The following is a 20,490-nucleotide window of genomic DNA, read 5'->3' on the forward strand; positions in this document are numbered from 1 at the left end:
ATGGACAGCGCCAACGTCGACTGGGCGGCACTCGAGGCCGCCGCGGTCGCCGCCATGGAGAACGCCTATGCGCCGTATTCGAAGTTCGCGGTGGGGGCAGCAGCCCTCACCGCGGACGGCCGGATCGTCAGCGGCTGCAACGTCGAAAACGCCAGCTACGGACTGACCCTGTGCGCCGAATGCGCTCTCGTGGGCAATCTGCACATGACCGGAGGCGGCCTGCTCCGCGCCTTCTACTGCGTGGATGCCGGCGGCAACGTCCTTATGCCCTGCGGACGCTGCCGGCAGCTGCTCTACGAATTCCGGGCTCCCGACATGGAGCTCATGACCACCCAGGGAATCAAGACCATGGACCAGGTCCTTCCCGATGCCTTTGGCCCCCAACACTTGGAGGAACCCCGGTGACACCAAATCCCAACACGACTGAAGCTTTCGACGCCGTCGACATCATCCGCATTAAGCGGGACAAGGGTGTGCTCAGCCCCGCCCAGATCGACTGGACGATCGACGCGTACACCCGTGGCGCCATCGCCGACGAGCAGATGGCCGCCCTGAACATGGCCATCCTGCTCAACGGCATGGACCGGGCCGAGATCTCCCGCTGGACGGCGGCCATGATCGCCTCCGGCGAGCGGATGGACTTCTCCGGCCTGCGGCGGCCCGACGGCGGCATGAAGGCGACGTCGGACAAGCACTCCACGGGAGGTGTCGGGGACAAGATCACCCTGCCGCTGGCACCCCTGGTCGCGGTCTTCGGCGTGGCCGTGCCGCAGCTCTCGGGCCGCGGCCTGGGCCACACCGGCGGCACCCTGGACAAGCTCGAAGCCATCCCGGGCTGGCGTGCGGACCTCAGCAACGAGGAAATGATGGCCCAGCTCCAGGACGTCGGCGCGGTCATCTGCGCGGCCGGCGCGGGACTGGCCCCGGCGGACAAGAAGCTCTACGCGCTCCGCGACGTCACCGGAACCGTGGAGGCGATCCCGCTGATCGCGTCCTCGATCATGAGCAAGAAGATCGCCGAAGGCACCGGCTCGCTGGTGCTGGACGTCAAGGTCGGCAGCGGAGCCTTTATGAAGGACGAGGCGCGCGCCCGGGAACTGGCCGAGACCATGGTGGCCCTGGGCAAGGACGCCGGCGTCAACACCGTGGCCCTGCTGACCAACATGAACACGCCCCTGGGCCTCACAGCGGGTAACGCGATCGAAGTTCAGGAATCGGTCGAGGTCCTGGCCGGCGGCGGTCCGGAAGACGTCGTCGAACTTACGGTCCGGCTCGCGGAGGAGATGCTGGCGTGCGCCGGCGTCCATGACGCCGATCCCCGGGCTGCCCTGCGCGACGGCCGGGCCATGGACGTCTGGAACCGGATGATCGAGGCGCAGGGCGGCGACCCGCGGGCCAAGCTTCCGGTCGCCAAGGAATCCGAGGTCATCTACGCCGCGGCCGACGGCGTCCTGGTGGAGCTCGACGCAATGGCCGTCGGTGTCGCTGCCTGGCGCCTCGGTGCCGGACGCGCCCGCAAGGAGGACCAGGTCCAGGCCGGGGCCGGGGTGCGGATGCACGCCAAGCCCGGCGCCACGGTCAAGGCGGGGGAACCGCTCATGACGCTTCTGACAGACACCCCGGAGAAGTTCGAGCGCGCCAAGGAAGCACTCGAACACGCCGCGGTGATCGCGCCGGAGGGCTCCCGGCCCGCGCAGAAGCTCATCATCGACCGCATCGCGTAACGCCCGCCCACCCCGTTGCCCTGTCACTTGTGGTCTCCAAACCCCGGTTTTGGCCGCCAGACGTGACAGGGCAACGGCGTGTCCGTAGGGCAACAGGGGGCCGGCGGTACACTAACCCCACGGCAGTACCCTTGAAGCGCAGGCCCGGCTCCGGCCGAGCCTGCGCTTGAAGTATCTCTACTCGACGGACCTATCTGGCCCCKCCGGGCGTTAGGAAACTGTGCAGGCAATTAACGACTTCATCCTGGCCGCCGCGGGGCAACCCTGGGTGCTCTTCCTCGTGTTCGCGTGCTGTGTGATCGACGGCTTCTTCCCACCCATTCCGAGCGAATCGGTCGTCGTGGGGCTCGCCGCGGTGGCCGCCACCGCCGACGTCCCCAACCCGGCGTTCCTGGCCGCGACAGCCGCCGCCGGCGCCTTTCTCGGCGACAACATCGCCTACCTGATCGGACGCCGGACCGGAACGCAGCGCTGGGCCTGGATGCGCGGCCCCCGGATGCAGAGGGCATTCCGGTGGGCCGGCACGGAGTTGCGCAAACGGCCCGGCTCCCTGATCCTCGTGGCACGCTTCGTGCCGATCGGCCGCGTCGCCGTCAACCTGACGGCCGGCGCCACCCACTTCCCGCGGTCACGCTTCGTCGGGCTGACGGTGCTCTCCGCGGTGCTCTGGGCCTCGTATTCCGTCGCCATCGGACTCTTCTTCGGCCAATGGTTTGAAGAAAACCACTTGCTTGGGGTCATTGTCGCCGTGATCTGCGCGATTGGCCTTGGGATCCTGGTGGACCTGGTCATCAGCAGGCTGCGCGGGACGCTTCCCGAGGACACCGGGCAGCCGGTCCCTCCGGCAGACCCCTAAAGGGCGCGAAGCCCGAAATTGTGAAGATTTGTCCAGGCCGAAACATGGCGCATCCTTGCCGGCCATGGGACACTGAAGAGCGCTTTTCGTCACTTTCCTAGGAGCAACGCCCGCGTGGAATTTATCAATGAGGCTATACTCCATGCCGCGGGACAGTGGTGGATTTACCCGATTCTTACGCTCTTCTGCTTCATCGACGGTTTCGTTCCGATTCTGCCGAGTGAAACCCTGATCGTCGCCTTGGGTGCCCTCTCTGTCACGTCCGGCCAGCCGAATATGTGGTGGGTTATGGCAGCGGCCGCCGTGGGGGCCATCGCCGGCGACAATATGGCCTATCTGCTCGGCCGCCATGTCGGCGTCGAGCGCTTTCGCTGGATGCGCAAACCCAAGGTCCAGCGCGCCCTTGCCTGGGCGCGCTATGAACTCGACAAGCGCGGCGCCATGCTGATCTTCACCGCCCGCTACATCCCGGTGGGACGCGTGGCCGTCAACTGGATCGCCGGCACCACGGCCTACCCCCGCCGACGCTTCGTCATCCTCGACATCTTTGCCTCCATCACGTGGGTGGCCTACTCGGCGGGCATCGGCATCATTGCTGGCAACTGGGTCCACGAACACCCGCTGCTGGGGGTCGGGATCGCCATCGCCTTCGCCATCGTGCTGGGCATCGTGATCGACCACCTGCTGACCTGGCTGCACCGCTGGCGCGACACGAAGGGTGCTGCCGCGGCGGCCAGCCGGGCCGCAAGCCTTGCAGCCGACGCCAAGGCGGGGCACACCAAGACGGCGCACGCCAAGACGGGGCACACCACGCATAGTGCACCCGCTGCGCCCGCGCCGCTGGCGGCACCGGCCGACGTCGAGGCCTGATTCCGGCGGTCCGCCGCGGGCAAAGGCCCGCCGGTTGCCCGGCCGGCTGACGGTTCGCCGCGCGCACGGCCCCACCGGCTGGTGTTGCCCGGCGTCCGACCCTAAGGTTGGAACGTGACTGAGATAATTCTTGACGCTGCCCCTGACCTCGAATTCGACCTGAAGGGCCTCCCCAAGGTTTCCCTTCACGACCACCTGGACGGCGGACTCCGTCCGGCCACCATCATTGAACTTGCCGAGGCCGTGGGACACACGCTGCCCTCCACCGATCCCGTCGCCCTGGGGGAGTGGTTCCGCGAATCCGCCGACTCCGGCTCGCTGGTCCGCTACCTCGAGACGTTCGACCACACCGTTGCCGTGATGCAGACCAAGGACGGCCTCTTCCGCGTCGCCAAGGAATTCGTCGAAGACCTCGCCGACGACGGCGTCGTCTACGGTGAAGTGCGCTGGGCACCCGAACAGCACCTGGCGAAGGGCCTGAGCCTGGACGAGGTCGTCGAGGCTGTGCAGGCCGGCCTCGACGCCGGTGTCGACGCCGTCGCCGAGACCGGCCGCGACATCCAGGTCGGCCAGCTGATCACCGCCATGCGCCACGCCGACCGCGGCCAGGAAATCGCCGAGCTCGCCGTCCGCCACCGCAACAACGGCGCCGTCGGCTTCGACATTGCCGGCGCCGAGGACGGCTTCCTGCCGTCCCGCTTCAAGGACGCCTTCACCTACCTGGCCCAGCACAACTTCCCGGCCACCGTCCACGCCGGTGAAGCTGCCGGACTCGAAAGCATCCAGTCCGCCCTGGTGGACGGACGCGCCCTGCGCCTGGGCCACGGCGTCCGCATCGCCGAGGACGTCACCGTTGAGTTCGAAGCGGACGAGGACGCCGACGGCAGCGACGAGCAGGATGACAACATCGGCATGGTCACCCTCGGTGACCTCGCCAGCTGGGTCCGCGACCGCGGCATCGCGCTGGAGATCTGCCCGTCCTCCAACCTGCAGACCGGCGCCATCGCCGGCTTCGGCGAGGGAATCGAGAGCCACCCGCTGGACATGCTCTACCAGCTCGGCTTCAACGTCACGATCAACACAGACAACCGGCTCATGAGCGGCGTGACCCTCACGGACGAGTTCGAACTGCTGGTTGAGACCTTCGACTACGACCTTGACGACCTGCTGGAGCTGACGCTGAACGCAGCCGAGGCCGCATTCCTGCCGCTCGAAGAGAAGGAAGCCCTCGTCGAATACATCAACGAGGCCTACGCCGACCTTGGCTAACGAAAAATCCACCGCGGTGGGCGCGCTGGCCGGCTGCATCGCCGAACTCCGCGCCCACTGCCCCTGGATGGGTGCCCTCACCCACGAATCCCTTGTGGAGTACCTCCTCGAGGAGGCCTACGAGGTGGCGGAAACCATCGAAACGGACGGCGGCGACGCCGAGCTGAAAGCCGAACTGGGCGACGTTCTGCTCCAGGTGGTCCTGCACGCCCGGCTCGCGCAGGAACGCGGCTCCTTCGACCTCGACGACGTCGCCCGCGGCCTCACCGCCAAAATGATCCGGCGCAACCCGCATGTGTTCCGTCCTGACGGATCCCTGCAGGAGTCCTTCCCGGCGACGGTGGAGGAGATCGTCCAGACGTGGGACGCCGTCAAACGCTCGGAGCAGGTCCTGCACTCCGGGTCCGCACACTCCGGTGCGGGGCCCTCCCGCGGGCCCCTCGACGGCGTCCCCGGTGCCCTGCCGGCGCTGGCCCGGGCGCAGAAACTCCTGGACCGCGCCGAGCGCACTGGCCTCCCGTCGTCCACGCCGCCGGTTGACGTCCCGGCATCGGAGGAGGATCTCGGGGACCTGCTCTTCGCCATCGCGGCCAGCGCGCGAGCCCGGGGGTTCGACGCCGAACGCGCCCTCCGCGGCGCGAACCGCCGCTTCCAGGCGAGCCGGCCACCGCCACCGTCCCTGTAGACCGCCAAAATGACGTCCGGGGAATGGATAGGTTTCTGTAACTTATGCCACTCTCGACTAGGCTGTGTAACGACGAGGACGTCGGTTTTTCAGCTTGATTCCCAGCTTGATTTCCCATCAGATTCCCAGCAGATCGCTTCACCCAAAGGAGCCTATCCATGGCGCTTATCGATGCCATCCACGCCCGCGAGATCCTCGATTCCCGTGGCAACCCCACCGTAGAAGTTGAAGTCCTGCTTTCGGACGGCCAGATCGGCCGCGCAGCAGTTCCCTCCGGCGCCTCCACCGGCGAGCACGAGGCCGTGGAGCTCCGCGACGGCGACAAGGGCCGTTACCTCGGCAAGGGCGTCCAGAAGGCCGTCGACGCCGTCATCGACCAGATCGCCCCGGCCCTCATCGGTTTCGACGCCACCGACCAGCGCAGCATCGACCAGTCGATGATCGACCTGGACGGCACCGCCAACAAGAGCAAGCTCGGCGCCAACGCCATCCTGGGCGTATCCCTGGCCGTCGCCAACGCAGCCGCGGCCTCCGCCGACCTGCCGCTCTACAAGTACCTCGGCGGACCGAACGCGCACGTCCTGCCCGTGCCGCTGATGAACATCCTCAACGGCGGCTCGCACGCCGACTCCGACGTCGACATCCAGGAATTCATGGTTGTCCCGCTGGGTGCCGAGACCTTCTCCGAGGGCCTGCGCTGGGGTGTCGAGGTCTACCACGCCCTCAAAGCTGTCCTGCAGGCCAAGGGCCTGTCCACCGGCCTCGGCGACGAAGGCGGCTTCGCGCCGAACCTGCCGTCCAACCGCGCAGCCCTGGACCTCATCCAGGAAGCCATCCGGAACGCCGGCTACACCCCGGGTCAGGACATTGCCCTCGCCCTGGATGTGGCCTCCTCCGAGTTCTTCAAGGACGGCGCCTACCAGTTCGAAGGCAAGTCCCTCAGCTCCTCCGAGATGAGTGCCTACTACGCCGAGCTCGTTGCCGACTACCCGCTGGTTTCCATCGAGGATCCGCTGGACGAAAACGACTGGGAAGGCTGGAAGACCCTCACCGACGCCATCGGCGACAAGGTCCAGATCGTGGGTGACGATCTCTTCGTCACGAACCCGGAACGCCTGCAGACCGGCATCGATTCGAAGACCGCCAACTCGCTGCTGGTGAAGGTCAACCAGATCGGTTCCCTGACCGAAACCCTGGATGCCGTCTCCCTCGCCCAGCGCGCCGGTTACACCACCATCACCTCGCACCGCTCCGGCGAGACCGAGGACAYCACCATCGCCGACMTCKCCGTKGCSACCAACKSSGGCCAGATCAAGACCGGYGCMCCGGCCCGCTCCGAGCGCGTYGCCAAGTACAACCAGCTGCTGCGCATCGAAGAGGAACTCGACGACGCCGCACGCTACGCCGGACGCAGCGCCTTCCCGCGTTTCAACGGCTAGTAACCGCACGAACCGCGAACCGGTGGCTATGGTTGAAAGACCATGGCCGCCGGTTTCTTTTTTGGGATCTCGTTCCGTGCCTGTGCCCGGCCTGGGCCACGGCGACCAGCACTGAGCAGCCCCGATCAACACTGAGCAGAACCAAACAGCACTGAACCAGCAAGCCGCAAGCCAGCCCGGTGGGCACCGGGCATTACAGGAGTGACATGGCTACCCGCCGACCCAAGGTTCCCCGGGCCACGCCTGCCGCCCCGAAGTCTCCGGACAGCGGCGACGGCGGCGACGTCATCCAGGCTGATTTCGGCAGTTCCCGCGGTATCCAGCAGGAACCAGCCGGTGGGGCAGCCCCAAAATCCCGGACCGGCAACACCGTCGCCTCCCGTCAGTCAACGGCCACGTCCGCCGCAACGCCGCCGGGCGGTCCCGGGCAGGCGAAAGCAAAGCAAAACCCGACCAGGAACAGCACGGCCGCGGGGGACAGCGCCGCGCCGGCCGAAGAGCACCCCGTTCCCGCCAAGGCCTTCTCGGGCCGCATGCTGGCGCTGCTCGTCGTCATGATTGCCATCACCATCATGCTGGCGCCCACGGTCAAGATCTTCTTCGAGAAGCGTGCCGAAATCGCCGCGCTTCAGGCGGACATTGCCGCTAAACAGTCCCAGCAGGATGATCTCCGGCGGCAGGTCTCCCGGTGGCAGGATCCGAACTACGTGAAGCAACAGGCCCGCGACCGCATTAACATGGTTATGCCCGGCGAAACGGGCTACTGGGTTTTCGGCAGCGATCTACCTGCCGGATCGTCCGGTGGCGCTGCCGGTGCAGGATCAGCCCAAGACCCGGCCGAGCTGCCCTGGGTGGACTCCCTTTGGGAATCCATCCGGCGCTCGGCAACAGACTAAGCAGCGGCGCCCGCCGCAGGAATGTCCGCCGGACAAACCAGACAGGGCAGGAAGGTGCCGCCCCCGTGGACGAGAACCGAGTGGACGAGACCCCCATGTCAGTGGACCCGAGCGCAGAGACCCCCGGCACCCCGGATCCCTCCCGCTCCCCGGGGGAATCCCGCAGGCCCTCGTCCCGCGACCTCGATGTCCTGAGCCGGCAGCTGGGGCGCCCGGTGCGCGACGTCGTCGAGATCCCTGCCCGCTGCGTCTGCGGCAATCCGCTCGTGGCGGCCACCTCCCCGCGGCTGAGCAACGGCACACCTTTTCCCACCACCTTCTACCTCACGCACCCCGTCATCACCTCGGCCGTGTCGCGGCTGGAGGCGGCGGGCCTGATGAACGAGATGAACGAACGGCTCGGGGGAGACGGCCACCTGGCCGCGGATTACCGCGCCGCCCACGAGGCCTACCTGGCTTCCCGCGCAGAGATCGGCGCCCGGTCCGGGATCGGAGCCGTGCCTGAAATTGACGGCATCTCCGCCGGCGGAATGCCCACGCGCGTCAAATGCCTGCACGTCCTGGTGGGCCATTCGCTCGCCGCCGGACCGGGCGTGAACCCCCTCGGCGACGAGGCCATCGCAGCAATCAGCGAGTGGTGGACCCAGGACAGGTGCTACTGCGACGGCGCATGGGACACCGGCGGCGAAGCCCCCTCGCAGGACCTCAGCAGGCACGGCCCGCAGGGTCTTCCGGAGATCGTGGGCCGGCCGGCCCCGGTCCGGAAACCGCGCACCGTAGACCCCGACAGCACCACCGACTCCGGCAGCACCACCGACGCCGGCAGGACCACCGACGACGGCGGCAGCGGGGCCGGTCAGTGACCCGGGTGGCCGCCGTCGACTGCGGCACCAACTCGATCCGCCTGCTCATCGCCGACGCGGAAACGGACGGCGCGACGCCGCGGCTGGCCGACGTCGTGCGCGAAATGCGCGTCGTCCGGCTCGGCCAGGGTGTGGACGCCACCGGCGAACTCGCCCAGGAGGCCCTGGACCGGACGTTCGCGGCCGCCGCGGACTACGCCGGGCAGATCCGCCGGCACGGGGCCGCCAACGTGCGCTTCGTCGCGACCTCCGCCACCCGCGACGCCGGCAACCGCCAGGTTTTCGTCGACGGCATCCGCGAGATCCTCGGCGTTGAACCCGAAGTCATCACCGGGGACGAGGAAGCCGCACTGTCCTTCGCCGGCGCCAGCAGCGTCCTGCCCTCCCGGGGCGAGGATCCCGTCCTCGTGGTCGATCTCGGCGGCGGCAGCACGGAGTTCGTACTGGGTAACGCCGACGGCGTCATCGCCGCCCGGAGCGTCGACATTGGCTGTGTCCGGATGACGGAACGCCACCTGCGCAGCGACCCGCCGACGGCGGAACAAATCGCCGCGGCGGAGGCCGACGTCGACGCCGCCATTGATGAGGCGGCCCGGACCGTCCCGCTGGACCGCAGCGCCGCCGTCGTCGGGGTGGCCGGTTCCATCACCACCATCACAGCCCACGCGCTGCGGCTGCCGGAATACTCCGCTGAGGCCATCCACGGCACGGAACTTTCGCTGGACGACGTGAGCAGGGCCTGCTCCGAGTTGCTCGCGATGTCACACGCGGAACGTGCCGCGCTGCCCTACATGCATCCCGGCCGGGTGGACGTGATCGGGGCAGGCGCACTCGTCTGGCGGCGCGTCCTGGAACGGCTGGCCGAAGCCACGGACGGCAGGGTCGTTACGGCGGTCACCAGTGAACACGATATTCTTGACGGAATTGCCCTGAGTATCAGCTAGGCAGCAGGGCATCAGCTTGGCCTCAGGCCGGCTGGACTGCGTGCCCGGCGGACGCCCGGCCAGCCAGCGTCTATTCCAGAACCCCGCCCAGATCCCTCCGCGTTCCGCAGCGCCACCAGCTGTCCTGCCGATAGGACCCGAATGACCAGAGCAACAGACCGGCGCCGCCGGACCGCCTCCGCGTTGATGGCCTTGGCCCTTGCCGGCGGCAGCCTGACGGCCGCTTTGACCGGAGCCCCCGCTGCGCACGCCGACGAGTGGCGGGACAAGGAGTACTGGCTTGCCGAATCCGGCATCACCAAGGCCTGGGAAGTCTCCAAGGGCGCCAACGTCAAGGTCGCCGTGATCGACAGCGGCGTGGACGGCAAGCACCCGGACCTTGCCGGCGTGCTGACCGGCGGCGTCGACGTCTCCGGCGCAGGGACCGCGGACGGCCAGCAGAGCATCGGGGCAAAGCCCGAGCACGGAACCCTTGTCGCCACCATGCTGGCGGGCCGCGGGCACCAGCCTGGGGGGTCGACGGCAAAGCCCAGCCCGAGTGCCGGACCGACTGTCGGGCCGGACGGAATTGTCGGCGTCGCCCCCGAAGCGCAGCTGTTGTCCGTCTCCACCTGGCTCGGGTCGCCGAACCCCGGCGGCAAGAGTGACCAGGACCAGATACCCCAGGCTGTCCGCTGGGCGGTCGACAACGGCGCCCGCGTCATCAACATTTCGCTCGGCAGCACCTCACCGGAATGGCCGCAGAGCTGGGACGCGGCGTTCCTGTACGCCGAGCAGAAAGACGTTGTGATCGTCGCCGCCGCGGGCAACCGCGGGGGCRGCAACGTCCAGGTCGGGGCCCCCGCCACCATTCCCGGCGTGCTGACCGTCGCAGGGCTGGACCGCAAAGGGACCGCCAGTATCGATTCCTCGTCCCAGGGCATCAGCATCGGCGTCGCGGCCCCGGCGGAGAACCTGATAGGCGGGCTCCCCGGCGGCGGCTACGCGGAATGGGCCGGTACCTCGGGCGCCACCCCCATCGTCGCCGGCGTCGCCGCCCTGATCCGCTCCAAATGGCCTGAAATGACGGCCAGCCAGGTCATCAACAGAATTGTCAGCACCGCGAAGGACGCCGGCGCCCCGGGCAAGGACCCGCTGTACGGCTTCGGGATCCTCAACGCCGAGGCGGCGCTCAAGGCCGACGTCCCCGAAACCCGGATCAATCCGCTGGGTTCGATTTCGGACTGGATCCGGGTCCACCGGCGGGGCAACCCCGCCACGACGCCGCCCGCCACGTCGGCGGTCCCGTCCAGCGCGGCGCCCACCCTGCCGGAGGCCACTGTCCCGGTCGCGGAGCCCCCGTCCGGGCTGGACAGCGCCGTGCCGGCCATGGTGGTGCTCGGCTTCGGCGGACTGTTCCTGTGCATCGTGGGAGCCGCGGTCTTCCAGCTCCGCCGCGCAGTGCGGACGAGCCCCAAGGGAGGCCCCGACGGGCCCGGAAACCCGGAAACCGGAGTGCTCGATTCGGTGGATTCCACCCGGAAACCGTAGTTAGTGAAGTTTTTCACAAAGTACGGTATTCTTGGGGCATGGCATCCTCCCCTCAGCTCCAGGACCGTCCCAGGGTACTCGTCGTCGGCGGCGGGTACGTCGGCCTGTACGTAGCCCTCAAACTGCAGAAGAAGATCGCGAACGCCGGTGGCATCGTCACCCTCGTTGATCCCCTGCCCTACATGACCTACCAGCCCTTCCTTCCCGAGGTTGCCGGCGGCAACATCGAGGCACGCCACGCCGTCGTCTCGCACCGCAGGCACCTCAAGCAGACCGAGCTCATCCAGGGCCGCGTCACCTCGATCGACCACGCCAACCGCACTGCCGTGGTTGCCCCGGCCGACGGCGGCGCGACCTTCGAGGTTCCGTACTTCGACGTCGTGGTGGCCGCAGGCGCGATCACCCGCACGTTCCCGATCAAGGGACTCGCTGACAAGGGCATCGGCCTGAAGACCATCGAGGAAGCCGTCGCACTGCGCAACGGCGTGCTCGAGCGGATCGAAGCCGGCTCGCTCATGACCGATCCGGTGGAACGCGCCCGCGCACTGACCTTCGTCGTCGTCGGCGGCGGCTTCGCCGGCATCGAGTGCATCACCGAAATGGAAGACCTGGCCCGCGCCGCGGTCAAGAACAACCCGCGCATCAAGCAGGAGGAAGTCCGCTTCGTCCTGGTCGAGGCGATGGGTCGGATCATGCCCGAGGTCACGGCCAGCCAGGCCGAATGGGTTGTGGAACACCTCCGCAGCCGCGGCATCGAGGTCCTGCTCAACACCTCGCTGGACAACGCCGAGGGCTCCCTGAAGCTCATCAACCTCCCGGACAAGACGCCGGCGCAGGAATTCGAGTCGGACACCCTGGTCTGGACTGCCGGCGTGCAGGCCAACCCGATGATCCGCTCCACCGATTTCCCGCTGGAGCCCCGCGGCCGCGTCCGCGTCCTCCCGGACTTGCGCATCGCAGGCGACGAAGGCATCATCGACAACGCTTGGGCAGCCGGCGACATTGCGGCCGTGCCGGACCTCACGGGCAGCGGCCTGCCGGACGGCACCTGCGTCCCGAACGCCCAGCACGCGCTGCGCCAGGCCAAGCGCCTCGCCAAGAACCTGTGGGCCTCCCGCTGGGACAAGCCGCTCAAGGACTACAAGCACAAGAACCTGGGCGCCGTCGCCGGCTTCGGCGAGTGGAAGGGTGTTGCCAACCTCAACATCGTTGGCCGGATCGGCCTCAAGGGCCCGCTCGCCTGGCTGGCACACCGTGGCTACCACGGCCTGGCCATGCCGACCGTAGAGCGCAAGATCCGCGTGATCTTCGGCTGGATCCTGGCGTTCTTCGTTGGCCGCGACACCACCCAGCTGATCGACCTGGACAACCCGCGCGGCGCTTTCGTGGCCGCCGCAACGCCGGCCCCCAAGCCGGCTGAGGCTGCGCCTGCGGCTCCGGCTGAGAAGCCGGCGGCAGATGCCGGCAAGCCTGCCAACAAGGAAGCGGTTTCGGCCGACTCCAAGTAGCCCGCAGCAGCATTCGACGGCGGCCGTTCCCTTGCGGGGGAGCGGCCGCCGTCGCCGTTAACCCGTCATCCGCCGCCCGGGACCCGGGCGGCCCGAGCCTAGACTGGCTCCATGACCGCTGAAAAGGACCTCCACACCCTGCTGGCCACGATGCACCCGGAACTCCGCGAGGGGGAGTTCGTCTACGTCCTCTGGCCGCACGGCAGACCCCTGGCCGGCGCGGTGGCCGCCGCCGTCCGGGAGGCGGAAGGCCTGACGGTCGTGCTGCCGCGGGCCGAAGCCGACAGCCTGGGACTGCCCTACGACTTTGTCGGTGCCTGGATCACCCTTCAAGTGCACTCCTCGCTCGAAGCCATCGGCCTGACGGCAGCCGTCAGCGCCGCCCTGACCGAGGCAAAGATCAGCTGCAACGTCCTGGCCGGCTTCCACCATGACCACATCCTGGTCCCGGTGGCGGACGCTGATCGGGCTCTCGAGGTGCTGCACGAGCTGGTCGCAGCCAGCGGGGAACAGAAGCCGGCCCCCGAGCTGGTGCTGCGCAGCGAGCAGCCCGCGGACCGGGCCGCCATCCTCGCCCTCACGGCCGCGGCGTTTGCCGTCTCCCCGGTCACCGGGCTGCCGGTCGAGGGTGAACCCGAAGAGGTGGAGCTCCTGCGTGCGCTCTTCGACTGTGAGGAATACCTGCCGGACTTCAGCATCGTCGCGGTGCTGGGCGGCGAGGTCGTCGGGCACGTGATCAGCACCCGTGGGCGGGCGGGGGAGCTGGCGCTCCTGGGACTCGGCCCGATCGGCGTCGTGCCGCGCCTGCAGCGCCACGGAATCGGCAGCGCTCTCATGAAGGAAACGATCGCCCGGGCCAACGGGGCGGGGGAGCGCGGCATCGCGCTGCTGGGCGACCCGGAGTACTACTCGCGCTTCGGCTTCGTGACGTCGACCTCGCTCGGCGTGGAGGCCCCCGATCCGGCCTGGGGTGTGCACTTCCAGCTGCTCCCGCTGGCCCTCTGGCCGGGCGGCGTGAGCGGAACATTCCGCTACGCCAAGCCGTTTGGCAGCGCCTAGCCGGAGGTCAGGCGGGATACCATGGACCGGGCGCCCCAGTAGCCCAATTGGCAGAGGCAGCGGACTTAAAATCCGCGTGTTGTGGGTTCGAGTCCCACCTGGGGCACGCTTCTTGGCGCGCCCGGGTCCGGCGGCCAGATTTCCTCTATGCAACGAGTGTTATAAGGATGTGACCGTAGTCACTTTGGTTCGGGCCGAATTTGCATTAGCTTGAAGTTAAATCAGGAACACCTGATCTTTCGCATCAAAGGCCGTTCGCACCTTTAGATCGAGGAGATTGTAAATGACTTCACTCCCCCAGGTGGCGCCGCGCATCGCTAAGCTCACCGCGCTTAGCATCGGCGTCGCTCTTCTGGCTACGGCTTGTGGTGGCACGTCCACCCCGTCGTCGACCGGAACCGGATCCGCTAGCGCCAACGCCGCCGGCATCGCTTGCCCGGCACCCAGCGCAACCGGCGGCGCCACCACCCCGGCCGGCGCCGGCGCTGCAGTACCTCCCTCCACCTCGACCACCGAAACTGCCCTGAAGATCGGCTCGCTCCTGCCGACCACCGGGTCGCTGGCCTTCCTCGGCCCGCCCGAAATCGCTGGCGTCAACCTTGGCATCAAGGAAGTCAACGATGCCGGCGGCGTGCTGGGCAAGCCTGTCGAGGTCATCCACCGCGACTCCGGTGACACCAAGACCGATATCGCCACGCAGTCCACCACGGCTCTGCTGGGCCAGGGCGTCAGCGCGATCGTCGGTGCAGCATCGTCCGGCGTTTCCAAGACCGTGATCAACCAGATCACCGGCGCGGGCGTCATCCAGTTCTCCCCGGCCAACACCTCGCCGGACTTCACCGCCTGGGACGACAAGGGCCTCTACTGGCGCACCGCACCCTCGGATGTGCTTCAGGGCAAGGTCCTCGGCAACTACATGGCTACCTGTGGCGCCCAGACCGTTGGCATGATCGTATTGAACGACGCTTACGGAACCGGCCTCGCGAAGAACGTGAAGTCGGCATTCGAGGCGGCAGGCGGCAAGGTCGTTGCAGAGGAACTCTTCAACGAAGGCGATTCCCAGTTCAGCAGCCAGGTTGACAAGGTCCTGGCCGCGAAGCCGGACGCCATCGCCCTGATCACTTTCGACCAGGCCAAGAGCATCGTTCCGCTGATGACCGGCAAGGGCGTCAAGCCCACCCAGATGTTCCTCGTCGACGGCAACATGTCCGACTACAGCAAGGACTTCCAGGCGGGCACGCTGAAGGGCGCCCAGGGCACCATCCCGGGTACTTTCGCCAAGGATGACTTCAAGAAGAAGCTGCTGGCCATCGATCCGGCGCTGAAGGATTACAGCTACGCAGGCGAGTCCTACGACGCAGTGAACCTGATCGCGCTGGCCGCCGAAGCCGCCAAGAGCACCAAGGGCACGGACATCGCCGCGCAGCTGAAGGCAGTCTCCGAGGGCGGGGAAAAGTGCAACGACTTCCCGTCCTGCGTCACCCTGCTCCGCAACGGCAAGGACATCGACTACGACGGCCAGTCCGGCCCCGTAACGTTCTCCGACGCCGGCGACCCGACGGAAGCCTACATCGGCATCTACGAGTTCCAGGATGACAACACCTACAAGGCAGTCAAGGAAGAGTTCGGCAAGCTGTAAGCCCGACTTTCCCTAGCCACAGAAGACCCCCGTCCACCGGACGGGGGTCTTCTGCGTGCTGGGGATTTGGGGGAGGGGCTGTGTCACGTGCGGCAAGCTTTCGGCCGGCGTCGGGCTGCCCGGCGGCGGGAATCCAGCCCTGCGTCCCGGCAACCAGGCCAAAAGACTGCGCCGCGTGACGCCGTCGTCGTTTCTTAGGGGCCGGCGGGTTGGTGGGAGAGGCGTCACGCACGGCAGGCTATAGCCCGGCATTGGGCTGCCCGACGGCGGGCATTCGGCTCTGCGTCCCGGCAATCAGGCCAAAAGACTGTGCCGCGTGACGCCGTCGTCGGGCCGGCGGCGGCAGCAGGAGTTCCAGGGCCAGCCGGACGCGTACCTTGGACCACCAAACAGATGGTGACGGGGCAAGCGCGTGGAAGACGTCCAGAGGGCTGCAGGAACGGATTAGCGCTTTGGAATCGGACGAGGGCTACGCGGATCCCCGGTGCGCTGGACCGGAACCGGTGCGGAAAATGCCGGGTCGGGTGCCACAGTTTGGAACTGGTGCGGAAACATGGCTGGGGTGCTGCAGCGCCTGGGCCGGCGTCGTGGGCATGCTTCGGGCCGCCGGGGCTGCGGAATCGGAAATGCGCTGCGGATTTGGACGGGGGCTGCCCGGATCCGGGGCTCGGTGCTCCGGAACCGGTGCGGAAAACGCCCGCCGGGCTGCTGACGCCCCCGGCACGCAGAAGGGCCGCCACCGGCTGGTGACGGCCCTGCGGGGATGAAACGCTAGTCGACGGTGTCGGCGAGGGTACCCAGGTACAGCTGGATGACCTTCGGGTCCTTCATAAGCTCCCTGCCCGTACCCGTGTATGCGTCCTTGCCCTGGTCCAGGACATAGCCGCGGTCACAGATCTGCAGGCAGCGCCGCGCATTCTGCTCCACCATGATGACCGAGACGCCGGCGCGGTTGATCTCGTGGACCCGGAGGAAGGTCTCGTCCTGCTTGACAGGGGAGAGGCCCGCGGACGGCTCGTCGAGCAACAACACGGCCGGGTCCATCATGAGGGCCCGTCCCATCGCCACCATCTGGCGTTCGCCGCCGGACAGCGAGCCGGCGCGCTGTGCACGCCGTTTGCCGAGTTCCGGGAACAGGCCCGTGACGAAGTCGAAGCGCTCCGCAAAGTCCTTCGGCCGCTGGAACATGCCCATCTGGAGGTTCTCCTCGATGGTCAGCGCCGCGAACACGTTGTTGTTCTGCGGGACGAAGCCGATGCCGCGGCTGACCAGCTTGTTGGCCTTGAGTCCGGTGATGTCCTGGCCGCGGACCACAACGGAACCCGAGTGGACCTTGACCAGGCCGAACATCGCCTTCAGCAGCGTCGACTTGCCGGCGCCGTTCGGGCCGATGATGCCGATCAGCTCACCCTTGCGGGCCTCGATGCTGCAGCCGTTGAGGATGTTGACACCCGGGATGTATCCGGCCACCAGATTGGTGACCTTGACGACCGAATCCTCGTCCTGCACGGGCTTTGCGGCGGCTGCCGCGCTGGTGGCGCTCATTCTGTGTCCTTCTCTGTGCGGGTCGGCTCCTCGGCGCTGCGCCGGCCGCGCGCCGGACCGCTGGTGTCCGGGGCAGTGGCCGAGTCCGTTTCACCGGCGACGACGTCGAGCGAAATGATGCCGGCGTTTTCGGTGCCGACAATCGATTCCTCGTCGGCGACCAGTTCGGCGGCAAGCTCCTTGATGCCTTCCGAGTCACCGAGATCCACGTCGTGGTGGGCGCCCAGGTAGGCGTCAATCACGGCCGGGTTCTTCATGACCTCGCCCGGCGGGCCTTCGGCCACAATCTTGCCCTCAGCCATGACCACGACCCAGTCCGCGATGTGCCGGACCATGTGCATGTCGTGCTCGACGAACAGCACGGTCATGCCCTCGGCCTTGAGGTTCTTGATGTGGTCCAGCAGTGACTGTGTCAAGGCCGGGTTCACGCCTGCCATCGGCTCGTCGAGCATGACCAGCTTGGGCCGGACCATCAGCGAGCGTGCCATTTCCAGGAGCTTGCGCTGGCCGCCGGAGAGGGACGCTGCGTAGTCGTCCTTCTTGGCATCCAGCTTGAATTTCTCCAGCAGCACGTTGGCTTCTGCAGTGATCTTCTTTTCCTGCCCGCCCCAGATGCCCTTGAACAGTGCCTTGGAGAGCCGCTCGCCGGACTGATGGGAGGCGCCGAGACGCATGTTCTCCATCACCGTGAGCTTGCCCATGACCTTGGTCAGCTGGAACGTGCGGACCATGCCCATCCGGGCCACCTTGTACGAGGAGACCCCGGCGAGGCTGTTGCCCTCGAACTGCCACTTGCCGGTGTTCGGAGTGTCGAAGCCGGTCAGCAGGTTGAACAGGGTGGTCTTGCCGGCGCCGTTGGGACCGATCAGCGCGGTGATCTTGTGCCGCGGGATCTCGAGGTACTCGACGTCGACGGCGTTGATGCCGCCGAAGCTGCGGGTGACGTTCTCCGCCACCACGATCGGGTCACGCTTCTTGCAGCCGGGCGCAGTCTCCCCGGCGGCGATCGGACGCGTGTCCGTCATGTAGTCAATATTCTCCGGGTTCTCCGGATTTACCGTACGTCCCGGGTTCTCCGGGTTCTCCGGATTTTCCGACTGCTGCGGTTCTTCGCTTTGCGTGCTCATGCGAATGCCAGCTCCTTCTTATTGCCGAGGACACCCTGGGGCCTGAAGATCATCAGCAGCATCAGTGCGACACCCACCAGGATGTAGCGCAGCTGGCCGGCCTGGACCGTGTTCAGCCACGTGATAGTGCCGGATTCGATCAGGCCGTACAGGATGCCTTGAGTAAGGGACAGCACCACCCAGAAGATCATGGCGCCGACGACCGGCCCCAGCACCGTGCCCAGGCCGCCGAGCAGCAGGCAGGTGTAGAGGAAGAACGTCAGTTCTGTGCCGTAGTTCGCCGGCTGGACAGCGCCGCGGGGGAGTGTGAAGATCATGCCTGCGAGGGCGCCGAGGACACCACCGATGATCAGGGCCTGCATCTTGTACGCATAAACGTTCTTGCCGAGTGAACGGACGGCGTTTTCGTCCTCACGGATGCCCTTGAGAACGCGTCCCCAGGGGCTGCGCATCAGCAGCCATACCAGGGTGCAGAACAGGGCCACGACCGCCCAGGCGACGACCCGGATGTAGAAGTCCCGGTTGTTCATGCCCATGTACAACCCCGGGGGGAACGGGTTCATGGCGTAGAAGTCGCCTTCGAACGCGGCGAGGCCGTTGGCCGAACCGGTGATGGCCGTCAGCTGGTTGGTCGTGACGATGTAGCGCACGATTTCCGCCGCCGCGATCGTCACGATGGCCAGGTAGTCGGCCCGGAGCCGGAGGGTGGGAATACCGAGCAGCAACGCAAAGATGGCCGAGCAGACCACCGCGATCAGCAGGCCCACGAAGAACGGGACGCCGAGCGTCAGGGTGGAGATGGCGAAGCCGTAGGCCCCCACCGCCATGAAGCCTGCCTGGCCGAAGTTGAGCAGGCCCGTGTAGCCGAAGTGAACTGCAAGGCCGAGGGTGGCAAGCGCGTACGCCGCCGTCGTCGGGCTGAACAGTTCGCCGGCAGCGCTGGAAAATATGAATCCGAAGTCCATGGCTGTCTCCTAACCCACGCGCTCGCGCCGGCCCAAGATGCCTTGGGGCCGGATCAGAAGGACAATAATCATGATGAACAGTGCTCCAACGTATTTGAGGTCGGCAGCGAGGCCGAACACGGTGGTCAGCTCCACGAAGATACCGACGATGATGGATCCGATCAGGGCACCCCACACTGTGCCGAGGCCGCCCAGGGTGACGCCGGCGAAGATCAGCAGCAGGATCTGCGACCCCATATCGAAGGTGACGCCGGGACGGTAGTACGCCCACAGGATGCCGCCGAGCGAGGCGAGCATGCCGCCGGTGACCCAGACAATCCGGATCACGGAGTCGACGTCGATGCCGGAGGCAGCCGCCAGTGCCGGGTTGTCGGCGACTGCGCGGGTGGCCTTTCCGAGCCGGGTCTTGAGCAGGACGATGCCAAGGATGGCAATGACCGCGGCGCTGATCACGAGGGACCACAGGTTGTTGGGGGAGATCGAGATCGGGCCGATCTGGATCTCCGCACTCTGCGCGAACGGCAACTGCTGGGTGGCGCCGCCGAAGAAGAACTGGATCACGTAACGGACCGCCAGGGCAAGGCCGATGCTGACGATCATCATCGGAACCAGGCCCGTGCCGCGGCGCCGCAGCGGCTTCCACAGGCCCGCGTCCTGGACGTAGCCGAATAGACCGCCGCCGAGCAGTGCTAGAAGGATTGCCAGCCAGAACGGGAGGTTCATGGCGTTGAAGGCGAAGACCAGGACGGCGCCGAGGGTGACCATCTCACCGTGGGCGAAGTTGGTCAGCCCGGTGGTTCCGAAGATCAGCGAGAGCCCCACGGAGGCGAGGGCCAGGAGAAGTCCGAAGCTCAGGCCCGCGACGAGGCGGTTGATCAGGTTCTGGCCGAAGTCCTGCTGCTGCACAACGATGCCTTTACCGAAGGCGAAGATCACCGAGAGGTTGGAGGTCTGGCTGAACGTGACCTGGCGGGGGTTTTCCTGGCCGTCGGCGAGCTTGATGCCTTCCGGGAGTGTGGATTCATCCAACTCGACTTCGTAGGTTCCCTGGGTGGGAACCCCGATGGTCCAGGAGCCGTTGGCGCCCGACTTGGCCGTTCCGGTGAAGTCGCCGCCCTTGGCGGTAATGGTGACGTCAGCGATCGGCGCGCGGTCATCGCCGCGCAGGAAGCCGCTGATGCTGTTCTGGAACGTGGTTGCCGACGGGGATGGTGTCGGAGAGGGGCTCGTGGCCTGTGATGCCGGCGCGACGATCAGCAGTAGCGCGGCTACGGCGGCAAAAACGGCCCCCACAGCTTTCAGCAGTCTGCCGCGCCGTCTCTGCGACAGGCCTCTCGGTGTGCTTCTCAAAATGAAAACCTCCACATGGGGTGGTGTGGGTTGCGCCATTGCAACCGCTGCGAACAGTCAGGGCGACGGGGTGGTGCGTGGTGCGATGCGGTGGAGCGTCTGGCTTGTGATGTCCGTCACCCTATTTGGCCCATGTTACAGCCCGTTCGGGGCAATGAATGCCGTCGCGAGCAGGCAGAACGTCGCGATCGGGTAACAACCGTGAAGCCCGGGAGGCGGGG

Annotated in this window: 18 protein-coding genes and 1 tRNA gene; 15 read left to right on the top strand and 4 right to left on the bottom strand. The window is 67.0% G+C overall.

Annotated elements, in window-relative coordinates; genetic code table 11:
* From AB4Y67_RS10655 to AB4Y67_RS10725, 15 genes are all read left to right on the top strand, one after another.
* The gene (locus AB4Y67_RS10655; RefSeq protein ID WP_441405744.1) at window positions 1-405 is read left to right on the top strand and encodes a cytidine deaminase; all 405 of its coding nucleotides are present in this window, start codon (window positions 1-3) and stop codon (window positions 403-405) included.
* Window positions 402-1,724, top strand: coding sequence for a thymidine phosphorylase (locus AB4Y67_RS10660; RefSeq protein WP_441405745.1), 1,323 nt, complete (start codon window positions 402-404; stop codon window positions 1,722-1,724). The genes AB4Y67_RS10655 and AB4Y67_RS10660 overlap by 4 nt, the downstream gene beginning before the upstream one ends.
* A 220-nt stretch (window positions 1,725-1,944) precedes the next feature.
* A complete protein-coding gene (locus AB4Y67_RS10665) occupies window positions 1,945-2,580 on the top strand; it encodes a DedA family protein (protein ID WP_441405746.1) in 636 nt (211 codons plus the stop codon).
* A 114-nt stretch (window positions 2,581-2,694) separates the two neighbouring features.
* Entirely contained in the window at window positions 2,695-3,450 is a 756-nt protein-coding gene (locus AB4Y67_RS10670) for a DedA family protein (protein ID WP_441405747.1), read from the top strand.
* Window positions 3,451-3,564: 114 nt separating this feature from the next.
* A complete protein-coding gene (locus AB4Y67_RS10675) occupies window positions 3,565-4,719 on the top strand; it encodes an adenosine deaminase (RefSeq protein ID WP_441405748.1) in 1,155 nt (384 codons plus the stop codon).
* A 67-nt stretch (window positions 4,720-4,786) separates the two neighbouring features.
* Entirely contained in the window at window positions 4,787-5,404 is a 618-nt protein-coding gene (locus AB4Y67_RS10680; protein WP_441405844.1) for a MazG nucleotide pyrophosphohydrolase domain-containing protein, read from the top strand.
* A 158-nt stretch (window positions 5,405-5,562) separates the two neighbouring features.
* A complete protein-coding gene (eno, locus tag AB4Y67_RS10685; protein ID WP_441405749.1) occupies window positions 5,563-6,843 on the top strand; it encodes a phosphopyruvate hydratase in 1,281 nt (426 codons plus the stop codon).
* Window positions 6,844-7,049: 206 nt separating this feature from the next.
* Window positions 7,050-7,739: a septum formation initiator family protein gene (locus AB4Y67_RS10690; protein WP_441405750.1), complete on the top strand. Its 690-nt coding sequence runs from the start codon at window positions 7,050-7,052 to the stop codon at window positions 7,737-7,739.
* Window positions 7,740-7,834: 95 nt separating this feature from the next.
* A complete protein-coding gene (locus tag AB4Y67_RS10695) occupies window positions 7,835-8,602 on the top strand; it encodes a DUF501 domain-containing protein (RefSeq protein ID WP_441405845.1) in 768 nt (255 codons plus the stop codon).
* Window positions 8,599-9,546 (top strand): Ppx/GppA phosphatase family protein, encoded by a 948-nt coding sequence (locus AB4Y67_RS10700; protein WP_441405751.1) that lies wholly within the window; start codon window positions 8,599-8,601, stop codon window positions 9,544-9,546. Before AB4Y67_RS10695 ends, AB4Y67_RS10700 begins: the two co-directional genes overlap by 4 nt.
* Window positions 9,547-9,687: 141 nt before the next feature.
* The gene (locus tag AB4Y67_RS10705; RefSeq protein ID WP_441405752.1) at window positions 9,688-11,076 is read left to right on the top strand and encodes a S8 family serine peptidase; all 1,389 of its coding nucleotides are present in this window, start codon (window positions 9,688-9,690) and stop codon (window positions 11,074-11,076) included.
* Window positions 11,077-11,114: 38 nt separating this feature from the next.
* Window positions 11,115-12,584: an NAD(P)/FAD-dependent oxidoreductase gene (locus AB4Y67_RS10710; protein WP_441405753.1), complete on the top strand. Its 1,470-nt coding sequence runs from the start codon at window positions 11,115-11,117 to the stop codon at window positions 12,582-12,584.
* A 111-nt stretch (window positions 12,585-12,695) separates the two neighbouring features.
* On the top strand, window positions 12,696-13,643 hold the full coding sequence (locus AB4Y67_RS10715) for an N-acetyltransferase (protein WP_441405754.1): 948 nt from the start codon (window positions 12,696-12,698) through the stop codon (window positions 13,641-13,643).
* A gap of 32 nt (window positions 13,644-13,675) precedes the next feature.
* A tRNA-Leu gene (locus AB4Y67_RS10720) sits at window positions 13,676-13,749 on the top strand.
* Window positions 13,750-13,926: 177 nt separating this feature from the next.
* The gene (locus AB4Y67_RS10725) at window positions 13,927-15,282 is read left to right on the top strand and encodes an ABC transporter substrate-binding protein (protein WP_441405755.1); all 1,356 of its coding nucleotides are present in this window, start codon (window positions 13,927-13,929) and stop codon (window positions 15,280-15,282) included.
* 771 nt (window positions 15,283-16,053) lie between these two features.
* Here AB4Y67_RS10725 and AB4Y67_RS10730 read toward each other — a convergent pair.
* The 4 genes from AB4Y67_RS10730 to AB4Y67_RS10745 form a co-directional block, all read right to left on the bottom strand.
* The gene (locus AB4Y67_RS10730) at window positions 16,054-16,827 is read right to left on the bottom strand and encodes an ABC transporter ATP-binding protein (RefSeq protein ID WP_441405756.1); all 774 of its coding nucleotides are present in this window, start codon (window positions 16,825-16,827) and stop codon (window positions 16,054-16,056) included.
* Complete coding sequence (locus AB4Y67_RS10735) at window positions 16,824-17,852, bottom strand: ABC transporter ATP-binding protein (RefSeq protein ID WP_441405846.1); 1,029 nt, start codon at window positions 17,850-17,852, stop codon at window positions 16,824-16,826. The genes AB4Y67_RS10730 and AB4Y67_RS10735 overlap by 4 nt, the downstream gene beginning before the upstream one ends.
* Window positions 17,853-17,950: 98 nt before the next feature.
* Entirely contained in the window at window positions 17,951-18,919 is a 969-nt protein-coding gene (locus AB4Y67_RS10740) for a branched-chain amino acid ABC transporter permease (RefSeq protein ID WP_441405757.1), read from the bottom strand.
* A gap of 9 nt (window positions 18,920-18,928) precedes the next feature.
* The gene (locus tag AB4Y67_RS10745) at window positions 18,929-20,212 is read right to left on the bottom strand and encodes a branched-chain amino acid ABC transporter permease (protein ID WP_441405758.1); all 1,284 of its coding nucleotides are present in this window, start codon (window positions 20,210-20,212) and stop codon (window positions 18,929-18,931) included.
* Window positions 20,213-20,490: the final 278 nt, after the last annotated feature.

Source organism: Arthrobacter sp. YAF17 (assembly GCF_052113365.1).
Taxonomy (GTDB): domain Bacteria; phylum Actinomycetota; class Actinomycetes; order Actinomycetales; family Micrococcaceae; genus Arthrobacter.